Annotated in this window: 17 protein-coding genes, 1 other RNA gene and 1 other annotated feature; of the genes, 13 read left to right on the top strand and 5 right to left on the bottom strand. The window is 33.8% G+C overall.

Features of this window, described 5'->3' with window-relative positions; all coding sequences use genetic code 11:
* Positions 1-109: 109 nt before the first annotated feature.
* The 7 genes from nusG (at position 110) to mprF (ending at position 7,242) form a co-directional block, all read left to right on the top strand.
* Entirely contained in the window at positions 110-661 is a 552-nt protein-coding gene (gene nusG, locus AC1RPX_RS06800) for a transcription termination/antitermination protein NusG (RefSeq protein ID WP_409022813.1), read from the top strand.
* Positions 662-693: 32 nt separating this feature from the next.
* Entirely contained in the window at positions 694-1,551 is an 858-nt protein-coding gene (locus tag AC1RPX_RS06795; protein ID WP_481761894.1) for an alpha/beta hydrolase, read from the top strand.
* A gap of 114 nt (positions 1,552-1,665) precedes the next feature.
* Positions 1,666-2,091, top strand: a complete 426-nt coding sequence (gene rplK / locus AC1RPX_RS06790) for a 50S ribosomal protein L11 (RefSeq protein WP_409021537.1) — start codon at positions 1,666-1,668, stop codon at positions 2,089-2,091.
* A gap of 105 nt (positions 2,092-2,196) precedes the next feature.
* A complete protein-coding gene (gene rplA, locus AC1RPX_RS06785) occupies positions 2,197-2,880 on the top strand; it encodes a 50S ribosomal protein L1 (protein WP_409021536.1) in 684 nt (227 codons plus the stop codon).
* A 63-nt stretch (positions 2,881-2,943) separates the two neighbouring features.
* Positions 2,944-3,059: a sequence feature (ribosomal protein L10 leader region), on the top strand.
* Positions 3,060-3,093: 34 nt separating this feature from the next.
* Positions 3,094-3,600 carry a 50S ribosomal protein L10 gene (gene rplJ, locus AC1RPX_RS06780; protein ID WP_481761895.1) on the top strand — a complete coding sequence of 169 codons (507 nt, stop codon included), beginning with the start codon at positions 3,094-3,096 and terminating at the stop codon, positions 3,598-3,600.
* A 69-nt stretch (positions 3,601-3,669) separates the two neighbouring features.
* The gene (gene rplL / locus AC1RPX_RS06775) at positions 3,670-4,038 is read left to right on the top strand and encodes a 50S ribosomal protein L7/L12 (protein WP_409021534.1); all 369 of its coding nucleotides are present in this window, start codon (positions 3,670-3,672) and stop codon (positions 4,036-4,038) included.
* A gap of 594 nt (positions 4,039-4,632) precedes the next feature.
* Positions 4,633-7,242 carry a bifunctional lysylphosphatidylglycerol flippase/synthetase MprF gene (gene mprF / locus AC1RPX_RS06770; RefSeq protein ID WP_481761896.1) on the top strand — a complete coding sequence of 870 codons (2,610 nt, stop codon included), beginning with the start codon at positions 4,633-4,635 and terminating at the stop codon, positions 7,240-7,242.
* 275 nt (positions 7,243-7,517) lie between these two features.
* Here the strand turns inward: mprF and AC1RPX_RS06765 are convergent, their stop codons facing one another.
* A complete protein-coding gene (locus AC1RPX_RS06765) occupies positions 7,518-8,156 on the bottom strand; it encodes a DUF998 domain-containing protein (RefSeq protein WP_481761897.1) in 639 nt (212 codons plus the stop codon).
* A gap of 243 nt (positions 8,157-8,399) precedes the next feature.
* Between AC1RPX_RS06765 and AC1RPX_RS06760 the strand changes: the two genes are divergently transcribed.
* Together AC1RPX_RS06760 and AC1RPX_RS06755 are read left to right on the top strand one after the other, a co-directional pair.
* Positions 8,400-9,740 (top strand): hemolysin family protein, encoded by a 1,341-nt coding sequence (locus tag AC1RPX_RS06760; RefSeq protein ID WP_481761898.1) that lies wholly within the window; start codon positions 8,400-8,402, stop codon positions 9,738-9,740.
* A gap of 175 nt (positions 9,741-9,915) precedes the next feature.
* Positions 9,916-10,452: a DUF1648 domain-containing protein gene (locus tag AC1RPX_RS06755; RefSeq protein ID WP_481761899.1), complete on the top strand. Its 537-nt coding sequence runs from the start codon at positions 9,916-9,918 to the stop codon at positions 10,450-10,452.
* Positions 10,453-10,522: 70 nt separating this feature from the next.
* On the opposite strand, the gene nrdF is transcribed toward AC1RPX_RS06755, so the two are convergent.
* The 4 genes from nrdF to nrdH are packed head-to-tail and all read right to left on the bottom strand — an operon-like array spanning position 10,523 to position 14,296.
* Positions 10,523-11,515, bottom strand: a complete 993-nt coding sequence (gene nrdF, locus AC1RPX_RS06750) for a class 1b ribonucleoside-diphosphate reductase subunit beta (RefSeq protein ID WP_409021529.1) — start codon at positions 11,513-11,515, stop codon at positions 10,523-10,525.
* Between the two features lie 21 nt (positions 11,516-11,536).
* A complete protein-coding gene (gene nrdE, locus AC1RPX_RS06745) occupies positions 11,537-13,714 on the bottom strand; it encodes a class 1b ribonucleoside-diphosphate reductase subunit alpha (RefSeq protein WP_481761900.1) in 2,178 nt (725 codons plus the stop codon).
* Positions 13,686-14,066: a class Ib ribonucleoside-diphosphate reductase assembly flavoprotein NrdI gene (nrdI, locus tag AC1RPX_RS06740; RefSeq protein ID WP_481761901.1), complete on the bottom strand. Its 381-nt coding sequence runs from the start codon at positions 14,064-14,066 to the stop codon at positions 13,686-13,688. Before nrdI ends, nrdE begins: the two co-directional genes overlap by 29 nt.
* Positions 14,066-14,296, bottom strand: coding sequence for a glutaredoxin-like protein NrdH (gene nrdH, locus AC1RPX_RS06735; protein ID WP_481761902.1), 231 nt, complete (start codon positions 14,294-14,296; stop codon positions 14,066-14,068). Before nrdH ends, nrdI begins: the two co-directional genes overlap by 1 nt.
* Before the next feature lie 213 nt (positions 14,297-14,509).
* On the opposite strand from nrdH, the gene AC1RPX_RS06730 reads away from it, so the two are divergent.
* The 4 genes from AC1RPX_RS06730 to dnaX all read left to right on the top strand — a co-directional run bounded on the left by AC1RPX_RS06730 (position 14,510) and on the right by dnaX (position 17,544).
* Positions 14,510-15,112, top strand: coding sequence for a class I SAM-dependent methyltransferase (locus tag AC1RPX_RS06730; RefSeq protein ID WP_481761903.1), 603 nt, complete (start codon positions 14,510-14,512; stop codon positions 15,110-15,112).
* On the top strand, positions 15,113-15,607 hold the full coding sequence (tadA, locus tag AC1RPX_RS06725; protein ID WP_409021525.1) for a tRNA adenosine(34) deaminase TadA: 495 nt from the start codon (positions 15,113-15,115) through the stop codon (positions 15,605-15,607).
* A 47-nt stretch (positions 15,608-15,654) separates the two neighbouring features.
* An RNA gene (ffs, locus tag AC1RPX_RS06720) (signal recognition particle sRNA small type) lies at positions 15,655-15,741 on the top strand.
* 87 nt (positions 15,742-15,828) lie between these two features.
* Positions 15,829-17,544, top strand: coding sequence for a DNA polymerase III subunit gamma/tau (gene dnaX / locus AC1RPX_RS06715; protein WP_481761904.1), 1,716 nt, complete (start codon positions 15,829-15,831; stop codon positions 17,542-17,544).
* Positions 17,545-17,554: the final 10 nt, after the last annotated feature.

The following is a 17,554-nucleotide window of genomic DNA, read 5'->3' as shown; positions in this document are numbered from 1 at the left end:
AGCTATTTAACTGATGTTTTGATATAATGACACAAGTGAGAAAACTTCGTTGATGCGGAGTTTTTTTTGTTTGAGAAAAATGAAGCTGATAATTTAAGGAGAGATATATATAATGGAATCAATCGAAAAAAGTTGGTATGTCTTACATACTTACTCTGGTTACGAAAATAAAGTTAAAACAAATATTGAATCACGTGCACAATCAATGGGTATGGAAGATTTTATTTTCCGTGTAGTTGTTCCTGAAGAAGAAGAACGTGAAGTTAAAAATGGTAAAGAAAAAACAGATATGAAGAAAACATTCCCTGGATATGTTTTAGTTGAGATGGGTATGTCAGATGAATCATGGTATGTTGTTCGTAATACACCAGGCGTAACTGGGTTCGTTGGTTCTCATGGGGCCGGAAGTAAACCAGCACCACTATTACCTGAAGAAGTAGAATTGATTCTTCGTCGTTTGGGTATGAGTGCTCGTCATCAAGAATTGGACATTGAAATTGGTGAATCTGTCACAATTATTGAAGGTGCATTTGCTAACCTTATCGGTAAAGTAACGGAAATTGATAATGAAAAATTAAAACTTAAAGTTGATATTGATATGTTTGGTCGTGAAACAAGTACAGAATTGAACTTTGATCAAGTAGATAAATTATTAGGCTAGGGTGATAACTCACAAAAGTAGAAGGTGATTTAATGACTAAGGGACTTTTGAAGATAGGCTTGTTAGGTCTAGGAGCAGGCACAAGTTTTTTCATTGGGAATAAATTTAGACGATTAGGGCATGTTTCAATTGATGCCTCTGATCCAATTGTACCTAGCGACAAGATGACCCCAACACTATTTGTTCACGGTTATAGTGGTAATCGACTTTCTTTTGGCCCAATGATTGCCCGTTTTGAACGAGCAGGCTATGGTCGTAAAGATATGGTTATCATAGTTGATGATAATGGTAGTTTACATGTTGAAGGTCAATTAAGATCTGCGCAACCATTCATTCAAGTTTTATTTAAAAATAATATAGCTCCTGTTGAAAAACAAAGCTTATGGTTACATTATATTATGCAATTTTTATATGGCGCTTATGCCATTGAAAAGGTCGATTTTGTTGGGCATTCAATGGGTAGTGTCAGTATATTACGCTATATGACAGAATACAGAGATATGACTGATGTCCCAATGGTGGCACATGCCATTTCAATTGGTGCACCATACAATGATCATAATGTAGCACAAAATACGCCTATCATTGAAGATTTATTTTTAACTGATAAAGGTCCAGTGGAAACGACTTCACTCTACCAGTATTTTGAAAAGGCAATGCAGCATCTACCGGAGAATTTACAATTTTTAAATATTGCTGGCGATTTGAAAAATGGCAATGATGGCGCTGTTTCCATTAATAGTGTTTTATCACTTCGCTATTTAGTTGAAAATCAGCTTAATTATCAGGAACTTATTGTGAGCGGTCGAAGAGCAGCACACAGATTATTACATGAAAATAAACGAGTTGATGAATCAATTTACACATTTTTATGGAAAAAGCATAAATAAGATTGCGTGGAACCCATCTGGGTGTTATATTATATTAGTATGTTCTGCATACAGTGGGAGGAGAAATTTATATCTCCATTTACCACGCACGGATTTTACAAGGAGGTATGTCACGTGGCTAAAACAGTAGCAAACGTCGTTAAATTACAAATTCCAGCAGGGAAAGCAACTCCTGCTCCACCGGTTGGTCCTGCATTAGGACAAGCTGGTATTAATATCATGGGCTTTACAAAGGAATTCAATGCACGTACAGCTGACCAAGCTGGTATGTTAATTCCCGTTGTAATTAGTGTTTACGAAGATCGTTCATTCGATTTCGTTACAAAAACACCACCCGCAGCAGTTCTTTTAAAGAAAGCTGCAGGCGTTGAAAGTGGTTCTGGCGAACCTAACACTAAAAAAGTTGCAACAGTAACTAGTGCTCAAGTTCAACAAATCGCTGAAACTAAAATGCAAGATCTAAACGCTTCAGGTGTTGAATCTGCAATGCGCATGATCGAAGGAACTGCACGAAGCATGGGATTCGTTGTAGAAGGTTAATTCCTAACTACAAACACGCTTCTCGGTCGGATACTCTATGAAAATAGATGTATCAAGTGGGAGGTTTATCCGTTAGACCACATATTGCAAGGAGGAAAATTCAAGATGGCTAAAAAAGGTAAAAATTATCAAGACGCTTTAAAACAAGTTGAAGAAGGTAAAAACTATTCAATTACTGATGCAATCGCATTAGCTAAGAAAATGGACTTTGCTAAGTTTGACGCTACAATTGAACTTGCTTACAACTTAAACTTAGATACAAAACAAGCAGACCAACAATTACGTGGGGCTGTTGTACTTCCAAATGGTACTGGTAAAGACCAAACTGTTGTTGTATTCGCTAAAGGCGATAAAGCTAAAGCTGCACTTGCAGCCGGCGCTGACGTTGTTGGTGATGATGACTTGGTTGAACGTATTTCTGGTGGCTGGTTAGATTTTGATGTTGCTATTGCAACACCAGATATGATGGCCCAAGTTGGACGTTTAGGCCGTGTCTTAGGACCTAAAGGTTTAATGCCTAATCCTAAAACAGGTACTGTTACAATGGACGTTGAAAAAGCAGTTTCAGAATCTAAAGCCGGCAAGGTAACTTACCGTACTGATAGAGATGGAAATGTTCATGTTCCAATTGGTAAAGTATCATTTGATGATGCAGCATTAATTGGTAACTTTGATGTTATCAACGATGTTATTGTTAAAGCTCGCCCATCATCAGTTAAGGGTGGCTATATCAAACATTTATCTGTTGCTACAACATTTGGTCCAAGCTTAAACTTGGCTCAAAACTAATATTAGATAATTAAATTTCTTTAGTTGACCCATATATCTAACTGTGTTAAATTTATGGAAGTCAATTAATTTATGATTCTACCGAAGACTCAGGTGGCGCAAGCCTTAATTTACCTGCCGAGGAGTGAAGTATTACTCTCTCTGTGTCTTGGTGGACACGGAGTTTTTTTATTGTAAAAAAGCTCTGACACGACTACAGGAGGTGAATCAATTATGAGTAAAGAATTTATCGCACAAAAAGCATTAATTGTGGATGAAGTAACTGAAAAATTCAATAACGCTGCATCTGCAGTTGTTGTGGATTACCGTGGTTTAACGGTTGAACAAGTGACTGCATTACGTAAGGAATTACGCGAAGCAGGCGTTGAAATGAAAGTTATCAAAAACAAGATTTTAGTACGTGCTGCTGAAAAAGCAGGGTATGAAGGTATGGAAGAAGTATTTTCTGGACCTACTGCAGTCGCATTTTCTAGCGAAGATGTTGTTGCACCTGCACGTATTATGGCTAATTTTGCTAAGACTGCTGAAGCACTTAGCATTAAAGGTGGTGTCATTGAAGGTAAAGTTGCAACGTTAGAAGAAATTAACGCTCTTGCTACATTACCTAGTCGTGATGGCTTACTTTCAATGTTACTTTCAGTATTACAAGCACCTGTTCGCAACGTTGCTTATGCAATTAACGCTGTTGCAGAAAGTAAAGACGAAGAACCTGCTGCTTAATACTTAGCATCTATGATCGGTACCTAAAGGTACACACAAAATCGTACACATAAAATGGAGGATACACACATGTCATTAGATACAGAAAAAATCATTGCTGATTTAAAAGAAGCAAGCATTTTAGATTTAAACGACTTAGTTAAAGCAATCGAAGAAGAATTCGGTGTTTCAGCTGCTGCTCCTGTAGCTGCTGCTGGCGCTGGTGCTGGCGAAGCTGCTGCTGAAAAATCAGAATTTACTGTTGAATTAACAGAAGCTGGCGACCAAAAAGTTAAAGCTATCAAAGCCGTTCGCGAAATTACAGGTTTAGGCCTTAAAGACGCTAAAGGTTTAGTTGATAACATTCCATCAGTTATCAAAGAAGGTATTTCTAAAGACGAAGCTGAAGCAATGAAAGCTTCTTTAGAAGAAGTTGGCGCAGTAGTTACTCTCAAATAATAATATTTTTATTTTTGAATAATTTTAAGCACGATGATTTCCAATTTATTGGAAATCATCGTGCTATTTTTTTGCAAAATGTTTGGTTATGTTAATAAATCGTGGTAAGGTATTTAAATAAACATATATCTGAAAAAATATTGAATAAAATGGACAAAATGTAGAGGGGGTAAGCTATAAACGAACATAATTAGAAGCGTCTATTTAAAGGATAGCGATAACTATTCCAATATTAGCGTTTGAAATCTCTTTAAAATTAGAAATTCGTCGAATTATTAATTAATGTTAAACTTTTTCTATATACATCATTAGTTATTTATTAATGTCCACAGTTTGGCATGATCACCAGCGCTTATTTAAAATTAGTTAGTATGTAGATAAAAGAGTTAATTTAGAAATAGTAACTAGATCGAAGCAAATTATTTTTATGGTGATGTTAGTTATTTTATACCAAATTTTACATAGACTACATTAATTTTATTAACGATATAGACTTTATTGTGAAATGAAGGTTACGTAGAACAAAAGAAAAAATAGTATTATATATTCCGGGGGGAGTATAAGTAACAAAAAATAAATCGGGGGATTCAAAAAATGAAAAAAATAATTAGTACGTGTAATGAATTTATTAAAAAAAGATTAACAGCAATTAAGCTTTTATTTGTTTTATCAGTTTTAATTTTTGTTATTATCCAAGTTGGACAAATATTTAAGGATATAAATGGTGAACAAGTTCAGCAAAGTTTTGAATCACAGTCAGTAAAATCCATTATATTAATGTTGGTAATTGGATTTATTGCTGTCCTTCCGATGATGATTTATGATTTTGTCATGGTTAAATTTTTACCAGAAAAGTATTCTTGGCGATACATTCTTCAAAGCGGTTGGATAACGAATACAATGACTAACATAGCAGGATTTGGTGGCCTACTAGGTGCATCACTTAGAGCTAATTTTTATAGTAAAAATGCGTCTAAAAAACAGGTGCTATTTGCTATATCAAAAATAGCATTATTTTTAGTTGCGGGTCTATCACTATATTGTTGGGTTTCTTTATTCATGATTTTTGGATTAAATATTGGACCACAATTCGGACAGTATTGGGTCTGGTTGTTATTAGGTGGCCTATATTTTCCAATTGTTTTTATTATTACAAAGACAAGAGATTCAGAATTTTTTGCAGATTTAACATTAGGTCGTGAACTAACGTTAATACTTGGCTCTTCCTTAGAATGGGGATCTGCTGGTTTATTTTTCATTTATATCGGATTTATGATGAATGTTGATACATCTAATTTAGTTGCTGTCTTCCCGTTATTTATTATCGCATCAATTATCGGTGTTATTTCAATGATTCCGGGTGGGTTAGGTTCTTTTGATGTCTTTATGATTTTAGGGTTACAAACATTAGGTGTACAGGATAGCACAGCTGTTATCTGGTTATTGTTTTATCGATTATTTTATTATATATTCCCATTCTTAGTGGGGGTATTATTATTCGTTAAAGATTCAGGACATCGTCTTAATGAGTACTTAAATGGACTACCAGTTATCTTACTCAGTAGAGTAGCACATTTTATACTTGTGTTATTTTTCTATATGACAGGTATCATCTTATTACTTGCTTCAACGGTTCCAGAATTTACATTTACTAATCCAATTATTAATTACTTATATCCTTATACCTTTTATTTCATTCATCAAATGAGTAATATTATACTTGCATTCTTAATGATTGGGATTGGTCGAGGTATTGAATCTAAAGTTAAACGTGTCTATTGGCCAATGATTATCTTTGTTGTCGTGGGTATTGCTAATACATTGTGGCATGATTTCTCAGTAACAATACTTATTTTCTTAACTATCATTCTCATTTGTGCACTATTATCTAAACCAATATTTTATCGTGAAAGATTTGAATATTCATGGGGCCGTTTATTAATTGATGGAAGTATATTTGCTGGAACATTCATTTTATACACAATCGTAGGATTCTATAACATGCCAGAATTCCACTTTAAGGGTAAAGTTCCAGATGTATTCTTATTTCCTTCAGAAAAGATATGGCTATCAGGATTCCTAGGTTTACTTTCTGCAGTTGTGGTGTTATGGATTGCATTTACGTACTTATCTGGTAAGGATAAACGATTTGGTAAGCAAGATTTTCCAGCAGATCGTGTTAAAAATGTAATTGATACTTATGGTGGTAATGAAGTCAGTCATCTTTCATTTTTAAAGGATAAAAATGTTTATTTCTATCAAAATGATGGACAGGACGAAGTATTTTTCCTTTATCAAAAAAAATCGAATAAATTAGTGGTTATGGGTGAACCTGTTGGTAATCATGAGTTTATTCGTGAAGCAATTAATCAATTTATTGTTGACGCAGATATTGAAGGATTAGAATTAGTTTTTTATGAAGTTGATGCGAAGTTAACAATGATGTTACATGAAGTTGGATTTGATTTCATTAAAACGGGTGAAGAAGGTTTTGTTAGAGTAGCTGAATTTGAATTGGCTGGTAAAAAAAGACGTTCTGAACGTGCTTTAATGAATAAATTTGAACGAGAAAACTATACATTTGCAATGATCGAGCCCCCTTATTCAAAGGAAACTATTCAAGAATTGAAAAAAATATCTGATAGTTGGCTGAATGGACAAGCTGAAAAAGGATTTTCTTTAGGATTTTTCGATGAATATTATCTTAATCAAGCGCCTATTGCTATTATTAATGATTCTGAGGGACATAAGGTTGCCTTTGCGACAATGATGCCAACCGGAAATAATAGGGTCTTATCGATTGATTTGATGAGATATAGTAGAGAAGAAGCGCCATCTGGTATTATGGATAAAATCTTTATTAGCCTTTTTCAACAAGCAAAAGAAGGCGGCTATGAATTATTCGATATGGGTATGGCACCATTGTCGAATGTAGGTGAATCTAAATTTAGTTTTGCGGAAGAAAAAATAGCTCATTTAATTTATGAATATGGGTATCATTTTTATGGTTTCCAGGGACTAAAGAAGTATAAAAATAAATATGTAACTAAATGGCAGCCAAAATATATTTCATTTAGGAAACGTAGTTCGATTGCCTTTACGTTATTACAGATTTTAGCAGTTGTAAATCAAAAAAAATCAGTAGATAAAAAGGATAGAATGCCTAGCCCTATAATGAAGTTTTTAATAAAGAATATTAGATAATATAGTATATTAAAAGGGTAGAGATATATATTATTTGAGACACCAAGACATAATTCCGGTAAAATATCGGAATTATGTCTTTTAATTTGCAAGAAATACGTTTGTTATGAAGCAAAAGAAACTCTAAATGTAGTGAACAAATAGTTAATTTAACGTACTTTTAGTCTGGAAACTGCGTATGATGATTGCTTTCTTACTCGATTATTTAGATATAAAAATGCCTCACAATTACTAGACTTATGTCTAATAATTGTGAGGCATTTCATTAATTAGTATTATCTTTTTTTAAACATATTTTTGATAGAGATTAATAAAAATGGCATATAGAGTAACCATAAATTTAAACGTTGCCACAAACCACGATAAGGAATTTTAAATTGTGAATCTGGCATAATTCTTGGATAAACAAATAAAAATTGAATTCCTAGTGAAATAATAAAGGCAACTAATAAAAGGGTTGTAATTAGTTTTTTACCTTGCTTTTGATAGAGTTTTAATAAAAAAAACATACTAATCAAAAGAGCGGTGTCGCCAATGCCTGACGAATAATTGTGGATCATACCCGTAATGCTTTGTGTATTTGATGTGAGTGCACGATCGAAAATTCCTGTTAAAAGACAATCGGTCATACTAAAAATAATTAACATAGCGGTAAACCAGCTGGCTAATTTTTTTGACGTACCTTTAAAATATTCATAGAAAGCTGGTGCTGAAAGTAAGAAAAGAAGTCCATTTATAACTTCCCAAACTTTAAATGCCATATGAGTTGGAACGCCAACTTCCCCAAAATCACTAATTAAATTAGTGAATTGCAAATAACCAGGTACAAATGGTGCTAATGCTAAAGGCAAAATCCACTCACTTATAACGGCAAGTGCCATTAAATAAAAACCATATTTCTTTAAAAAATTCATTATAGATCCCCAATTCTAATTATTTATATGATAATTTTATTATAACTTATTTAAGTAATAGTTGTTTACGAAAAGGCTAATTAAAAATGACACTTCTTAATTATAATTAAGATAATACCAAGATATATCGATTTAGATAGCCTTATTTTAGATATAATGATAAAGTGTTAACTAGTTTATGAACAATATTTTTGATATAATGGAAGTTAAGAAATTACAACAAATTGAAAGTAGGGTGTTACCTTGGATTCTGGTCCGGAAAATTATTTAGTGAATGTAATTGTTATTATCGCAATATTACTTTTGTCTGTGTTATTTACACTGACTGAGTATGCGTTGGTTCGTGTCCGTATTAGTGCATTGAAAGATATGTATGGGAAAAAGCCGCTTAAAAATATTAAGCGGGCTATTCATATGACGGAGAACCTAACGGAGTATCTGTCAACGGCCCAAGTTGGAATCACTTCAACTAGTTTGATTTTAGGTTGGATTGGTGAAAAAACAATAGCAGATGCGATTATACAATCAAATATATTACCCGCGGCTATGGCAAATGCTATTGCATCGGTTGCTGCAATTCTTATTTTTACTGTTATTCATGCTGTTTTTACTGATTTAGTACCTAAAAATATTGCAATTGCAGATCCATTGCCAGTATTATTATTTATTGTCCGTCCTATTATGTTTTTCCATATTGTGTTATACCCATTAATTTGGATTTTAGATCGTTCAGCAAATTGGATTACGCATTTGTTAGGTTATGAAGTTGAAAATGAAGAAGATATTTATTCGCAAACTGAAATTCTCTCATTATCTCGATTATCCGCAAATGCTGGTGAACTTGATGAAGAAGATTTAACATTCATGCGACGAGCATTTGATATGAATGATAAAGTGGCAGAAGATATCATGATTGACCGAACATCGATGGTTGCAGTAGACGTAGACGATTCAATTAGAAACGTTGTTAATTTATATTGGAGAACTAGATATTCAAGGTTCCCAGTTATTGCTAACAATGATAAAGATAAAGTTATCGGGTACGTTTATAGTTATGATTTATTGCGACAGGAAAAAATTGATAAGACAAATTTGATTTCAACAATTATGCGTGATATTCCGGCCGTTCAAGAAAATGCTGAAGTTCATAGTATTATGGATGTTATGGTATCTAAGAGAACACCAATCGTTATCGTCGTTAATGAGTATGGTGGGACTTCAGGGATTGTTACAGATAAAGATATCTATGAAGAATTATTTGGTGTTGTTAGAGAAGAATTTGATGATACGAATGACGATAATATAGTAGATATGGGAAACAATAAATTTAAAGTTTCAGGTAAAGTGACATTATATGATTTTGAAAGATATTTTGATACAACGCTTAAAGAAACGGAAGAAAGTGAAGCGGTGACGCTTACTGGATTTGTGCTTAATAATGACTCAAAATTTCGAGCTAATGATGAAATGAAAATTGCTAATTTTAATATTAAGGCATTGGACTATGAAAATGCTTATATTTCAGAATTTGAAGTAACTGTTTTACCAACAGATAAAAGAGTGATTAACAAAGTGAACGCTTAAAAAAATAGTATTTAGGGTTAGTTTTTAATTAGCTCTAAATGCTATTTTTTTTACTACATTACTGGTAAGGATTATAGCTTGCCAATTGGTAAAAGTAGTAACCATATTAATTTGAATCAAACGACTATTTCGAATTATTTAAAATGGTCACAATATCTGGTAGGAGGAGACAATTATGAAAAATAAAAGGAATATCAGCGCCATCTTATTTGGATTTGTTCCAATGATTATGGGAGTAGTTTTGTATCACAAATTACCCAATAAAATTCCGATTCACTGGAATATAGGTGGTAATATTGATCAGTATGGTGATAAAAATCTAGTTATTATTGGGTTCCCATTATTGATGATTTTAATCAATGTGGTGATAATGGTAATAGATAACACTAATCGTCAAAATAAGAAACTAGATACAGCTTTAATTTGGATTACGCCAATCTTATCAATACTTTTAGCAACAATGATATTTGCTACCGCGTTGGGACATCAGGTTAATATTATTAGCAGTGTTGCACTGATAGTGGGAACATTGCTGATCATCTTAGGAAACTATGCGCCTAAAACGGTTCCTAATAAATATACCAACTTTAGGATGAAGAAAATAACGCAGGATTCTAGTCATCGTGAGAAATTAAATCGTTTATCAGGTGTATGGATGGTCATTATAGGAATATTGATACTTTGTGCGGGAATAGTGGGAATGTTACTGTAATTGTAAAGTTAAAACTGTTAAATAAAAAATCCTTACTATCAGTTTTTAGGCTGATAGTAAGGATTTTTTTCTAACGTTTAGGACGACGTTTCATTTGGCCGCTTTCACCAATTTCATAATCTGAATCATCCATTGATTCCACACTACCAAGTAAGTAGCCATTACCAACTTGAGAGAAGAAATCATGATTAGATGTTGATGTTGAAATTCCGTTCATGACAACAGGATTAACATCAGAAGCTGTATCAGGGAACAAAGGATCTTGGCCTAAATTCATTAGAGCTTTGTTGGCATTGTAACGTAAGAAGGTTAAAACTTCTTCAGTCCAACCAACTTCATCATAAAGTTCATGGGTATATTTTTCTTCGTTTTCATATAATTCAAACAGAAGGTCATACATCCAGGTCTTCATTTTACCTTGTTCTTCTTCAGAAAGTTCGTTGAATCCTAATTGGAATTTATAGCCAATGAAGGTACCATGAACAGATTCATCACGTAAAATTAATTTAATAATTTCAGCAACGTTTGCCAGTTTGTTATGGCCTAAATAGTAAAGTGGCGTATAGAAACCAGAGTAGAATAAGAACGTTTCAAGAAAAACAGAAGCAACTTTTTTCTCCAATGGTGACCCGTTTTGGTAAATACCATTAATACGTTGTGCTTTTTTTTGTAAAAATTCGTTTTTGTCTGTCCATTCGAAAATTTCAGTAATCTCTGAAGCTGTATTCAACGTTGAAAAAATTGATGAATAACTTTTAGCATGAACCGATTCCATAAATTGAATATTATTTAAAACAGCTTCTTCGTGGGCAGTCCGTGTATCATGACGCAACGCTTCCATCCCATCTTGTGATTGCACCGTATCCAACAATGTTAGCCCACCAAAATCATGACCAACTAATGTTTTTTCTGCAGGACTCAGTGTACGCCAATCATCTAAATCATTTGAAAGGGGGATACGTGTATCTAACCAAAATTGTTCTGTTAGTTTTTCCCAAGTTGCTTTATCAACTTGATCTTCAACTTCGTTCCAATTAATTGCTTTGTAACTATCATTATTCATTTAACTTTCCTCCGTTACAGTTTAGATAACACAACTCTCACAAGCGTTTGCGCCAACTTCTTCTTGATCATCAGTAAAGGTTCTGATGTAGTAAATTGACTTAATACCTTTATTATACGCATAATTACGCAAAATGTTTAAGTCACGTGTTGTCATTTTATCTGTCCGACCATTTTTCCATTCGTAGAGGCCTTCAGGAATCGTTGAACGCATGAATAAAGTTAAACTAAGTGATTGATCGATATGTTCCTGTGCAGCAGCGTAAACGTCAATAACTTTACGCATATCCATGTCGTATGCAGAAGTATAGTATGGAATCGTGTCATTTGAAAGGTAAGGAGCTGGATAGTAAATCTTTCCAATTTTCTTTTCTTGACGCTCTTCGATTCGGTTAATAATTGGGTGAAGACTGGCAGTAGTATCGTTAATATATGAAATAGAGCCATTAGGTGCAACAGCCAATCTATTTTGATGATAAAGACCGTCAGTTTGAATATTAGCTTTCAAAGTCGCCCAATCTTCTTGATTAGGGATGTCGATGCCATCAAATAAGGCAGCAACTTTATCAGAAGTAGGGCCCCAATCTTCGTTAAGATACTTATCAAAGTAGGTACCAGTTGCATAAGTACTTTTTTCAAAGTTATGGAATGTTTCATTTTTTTCTTTAGCGATAGCATTTGATGATTTTAATGAGTAATAGTTAAGCATCATAAAATAAACACTAGTGAAATCGATTGAGTCTTCTGAACCATAATGCATATGGTTTTTAGCGAAGTAGGCATGTAAGCCCATTGCACCTAAACCGATGGTATGCGCTAAGTTATTTCCATGTTGAATAGGAGGCACAACATCAATATCTGAACTATCAGTTACAAAAGTTAAAGCGCGAACCATTGAATCAACTGAACGGCCAAAATCTGGAGAAGCCATCATATTAACAATGTTAGTTGAGCCTAAGTTACATGAAATATCAGTCCCCATAACATCGTAGCCTTGTGCATTATTCACAGTTGATGGTGTCTGAACCTGCATGATTTCTGAACAAAGATTACTCATAATGATTTTACCATCAATTGGGTTTGCGCGATTTGCTGTATCAACATTGACAATATAAGGATAGCCTGACTCTTGTTGCAGCTTAGAAATTTCAGTTTCTAATTCGCGGGCAAGAATCGTTTTTTTACTAATATTTTTATTGGCAACCATATTGTCATATTCTTTTGTGATATCAACATAGGAATAAGGGACTCCATATTCTCTTTCAACACCGTAGGGATCGAAAAGATACATCGTTGCATTATCTTTAATGAGTTCGTAAAATTTATCAGGTACAGTGATGCCTAGTGATAAAGTTTTAACACGGATTTTTTCATCAGCATTTTCTTTTTTAGCTGACAGGAAAGCAACAATATCTGGATGGAAGACGTCTAAATAGACAACTCCAGCACCTTGACGCTGTCCTAGTTGGTTAGAATATGAAAAACTATCTTCTAATAATTTCATAACGGGTAGAACACCAGAAGCAGCGCCCTCAATCCCTTTAATTGGTGCACCTGCGCCACGTAAATTACTGAGCGTAATACCAACACCACCACCAATTCGAGATAATTGAAGTGCTGAGTTAATGCCACGTCCAATACCATTCATATCATCAGTAATTTGAATTAGGAAGCAAGAAACTAATTCTCCACGACGTTTACGACCGGCATTTAAGAAACTAGGTGTAGCAGGTTGGTAACGTTGATGAATCATTTCGTCAGCTAAATTCATAGCTAGTTCTGTATTACCATCAGCAAAGTAAAGAACGTTCATTGCAACACGATCAATATAATTTTCAAGGTAATAGGCATTATTATCAGTTTTAAGTGCGTATTGAGCATAAAATTTGTAGGCAGCCATAAATGTACCGAAATGGAATTTTTGAGCTGCTAAATAAGCGTAGAGCTCCTCTATAAATGAGAAGTCATATTTATTATAAAAATCAGTTTCAATATAGTTGTTGTCAATTAAATAATCAAAACGTGCTTTTAATGAATCAAATTGCATTGTATTTTCAGCAACATTTTCTTTCAAAAAGGCGGTTAAGGCTTCTTGATCTTTTTGAAGTGGGATTTGACCGTCTACGGGAATATTAATTTCATTATTTAAATCATAATAAGTGACTTTATCACTATTTAACGTTTTTAATGTCAATTTCATCAACTACTTTCTTCATATTGATTACATCTTCTTCAGTGCCATTGAATTCAAATTCATATAATAATGGGACGTGATAGTCGGTTGCGATATCTTTGGCTGTAAAAATAAAAAGTTGGGCGAAGTTGCGGTTCCCACCGCCAACAACACCCAGTATATTTTCTCTATTTGATTGATATTCAATAAAGTCGTTGACCGATTCAGTGAGCCCAATTTCATAAGTTGGAACAATTAAAATATAGGGTTCATTTAATTCAATAAGCGGGTTTGTTGGATCGATTTCAAATGAAGGATAGCCAATTTTATTGATGAAGCGTCGTGTTTGTCCAGTAATGCTAAAGAAAACAATTTTCATTAGACTGCCAACTTTTTAAGCATATCAGGACGAAATCCTGCGATTGTATCGAATCCAGTAGCTTCTATAACAGGAACAGCTTGGAAACCTTGGCCTTTCAAGTAATCGATTGCGTTATCGTCTTCGGAAATGTTACGTTCATCAAAGTCGACGTTGTTTTCTTCTAAAAAACGTTTTGTCATTTTGCATTGGATGCAGTTGTTTTTTGTAAATACAGTAACTTTTTTCATTATATAAATTCCCCTTTGTTGTTTTGTTTAATAAGATAAGTATACAACACATAATCCAAAAATCAATTGAAAAAAACACTACATTTAGTGTGATTTTAAGTTGCATCACACAAGATGTAGTGTTCAAGGTCTTGGATTGTTTATATTAAATTTTGATTGCGAAAATTCGATTTTCTCCGTATTATAGAAACTATTGAGAAAGTAGGTAAAAATATGACGAATTATTATTTTTCGAAAAATCCAGATGTTATTCATGATGAAAAAGAATGGACATTTAAACTGTTGAACAACGAGTTTAAGTTTACCACAGATAATGGTGTATTTTCAAAAAAAACAGTCGATTTTGGTTCAAGAGTTTTATTAAATGCAGTTGAGCAACAAAAAATAATTCCGGGAAATATTTTAGATGTTGGATGTGGATACGGTCCAATAGGACTTGCTATAGCCAAGAATCAACCAGAACGAAAAATAGACATGACAGATGTAAACGAATTAGCATTAGAATTAGCAAAGAAGAACGCGGTAATCAATAAAATTAATAATATAGAAGTTTTTGAATCTGCCGCATACAGTCATGTAAAAAAGACAGATTATGCTGCAATTCTTACAAACCCGCCTATTAGAGCAGGCAAAGAGGTCGTTCATGAAATTTTAAGTGGCGCATTCGACCATTTAAAAGTTGGCGGACAATTGTTTGCTGTATTACAAAAGAAACAAGGGGCAAGTTCGGCTCAAAAGAGAATGACTGAAGTTTTTGGTAATTGTGACATTATTTTAAAAGATAAAGGTTACTATATTTTAATGAGTGTGAAGTAAATGGTAGAAAAATTAACTGAAGAACAAAAAGAATTTTTTATGCGCGAAGCTTTATATGAAGCAAGAAATGCAAAAATTATTGGTGAAGTACCAATTGGCTGTGTTGTTGTACAAAATGGTGAGATTATTGGACGAGGCCATAATATTCGTGAACACGTGCAAGATGCAACCCTTCACGCTGAAATTTTAGCCATCCAAGAAGCCTGTGCTACGATTCATAGCTGGCGTCTTGTAGATGCGCAATTATTCGTAACACTAGAACCATGCCCAATGTGTAGTGGTGCGATTATCAATTCAAGAATCCCCGAAGTTTACTTTGGTGCATTTGATCCTAAAGCAGGAACTGCAGGCAGCATTGGGAACTTATTAACGGATGAACGATTTAATCATCAAGCAAAAGTAGAATCTGGATTATTATTAGATGAAGCCAAAGACCTACTCCAATCATTCTTTAGAGAAGTTCGTCGTAAAAGAAAAGAAAAAAAGCAATCATAAAGGTAGCTTTTTGTTGGAATTTAATGTATTATAATAATTGCCGCAAGGCCTTAAGGCAATAGTGTGCTTACGAATTGTGTCAGATCCGGAAGGAAGCAGCACTAAGTTTGATTCACTTTGTGCCTTAAGTAATTATGATTATTTAAGACTCTTAGTCAGAAATGGCTGAGAGATTTTTTTATTTAAAAAGCTATTTATAGATTTTGAAAGGAGAGATTGTGATGAGTTACCAAGCTTTATACCGTGTCTGGCGTCCACAAAAATTTAGTGATTTAGTTGGACAAAACATGATTACGCAGACGTTGAAAAATGCAATTATGACACAACAAACAAGTCATGCATACATTTTTAATGGTCCACGTGGAACAGGTAAAACGTCCGCAGCTAAAATTTTTGCTAAGGCAGTTAATTGTCACTTCCAGGAAAATGGCGAACCATGTAACAAATGTGAGACATGTATCGCTATTACGAATGGTCAATTAAACGATGTTATCGAAATTGATGCCGCTTCTAATAATGGGGTTGAAGAAATTCGTGATATCCGTGACAAAGTAAAGTATGCACCCACACAAGCTGATTTTAAAATCTATATTATTGATGAAGTTCATATGCTATCTACGGGTGCTTTTAATGCACTCTTGAAGACGCTTGAAGAACCACCTGAAAATGTTATTTTTATTCTTGCTACAACGGAACCACATAAGATTCCAGCAACCATTATTTCTAGAACTCAGAAATTTGATTTCAAGCGTATTACGCCAGCTGACAGTTATGAACGAATGGTTTATATTTTGTCTGAAAAAGGAATTGAATATGAAGAACCAGCGCTTAAAGTTATCGCTAAAGCAGCTGAAGGTGGAATGCGGGATGCTTTGAGTATTTTAGATCAGGTCATTTCATTCGGTGATAACAAGGTGACTTTGGATAATGCTTTGTTAGTAACCGGTAGTGTAACACAGGATAAAATACAGAATTACGTCACGGAAGTTAGTCAAAAAGCGACTACTGAGGCATTAGAAACGATACAAGCAATTATAGACGAAGGTAAAGATTCAACTAGATTAATCGAAGATTTAATTGCCTATAGTCGTGATTTACTATTATATCAGCAAGCACCAGCACTTATTAATCAACTAGAATTAGGGATGGTTAATGATGATTTTAAAAACTTATCACAGACTATTTCTGCTGATTTCTTATACCAAATGATAAATGTTTTAAATGAAATTCAACAACAAATGCGATTTACAACACATCCAGATGTTTATTTAGAAGTATTAACAATTCGATTATCACAATTTAATACCTCTGATACGATTGCGGAGACGACTCAATCAGAATTAAGTTCAGATGCATCTAAACAAATTAATAATTTAACTAAAACAGTTGAAGACTTGAAAAAGCAAATAATTGATTTAAGTCAGAATGATAATCAACCGCAAGTGGCAGTAATAGCTAAGCCTAAAAAAGTTGCCTCTACTCAAAAAAAAGCAACATTAAATTTATCTCAAATTTATCCTATTTTAGATCACGCAACAAAAGAAAGTTTGGTACAATTAAAACAGGTTTGGCCAGAGTTGTTGCATCAACTTTCAGTTACACAACGTGCGATTATGCAAGCTAGTGAACCGGTTGCGGCTAGTCCTGACAGTGTACTTGTTAGTTTTAATTACGAATTCTTGTCTGTCAAAGCTTCAAGTGATACAGAGTTACTCGATGCTTTAGGTAATGGGTTAGATCGATTATTACATCATGTCCCTAAGGTGGTCTGTATTACAGCAGAGCAATGGCCAGAAGTCCGAAAATCTTACATTAAACAAAATGAGCACGAGGGAACTGAAACAATTATTGAGCCAGAACCTGAAGTAGTAGAACCAATTGTTTCAAAAGCTGAAGAAATTTTTGGAACAGAAAATATAGAAATTAAACAGGATTAGAAAGGAAGTA

The organism is Dellaglioa sp. CoH-56-MRSF-14, from assembly GCF_056782115.1.
The sequence above is the reverse complement of the archived record's forward strand: the minus strand, read 5'-3'. Positions and strand labels throughout refer to the sequence as shown.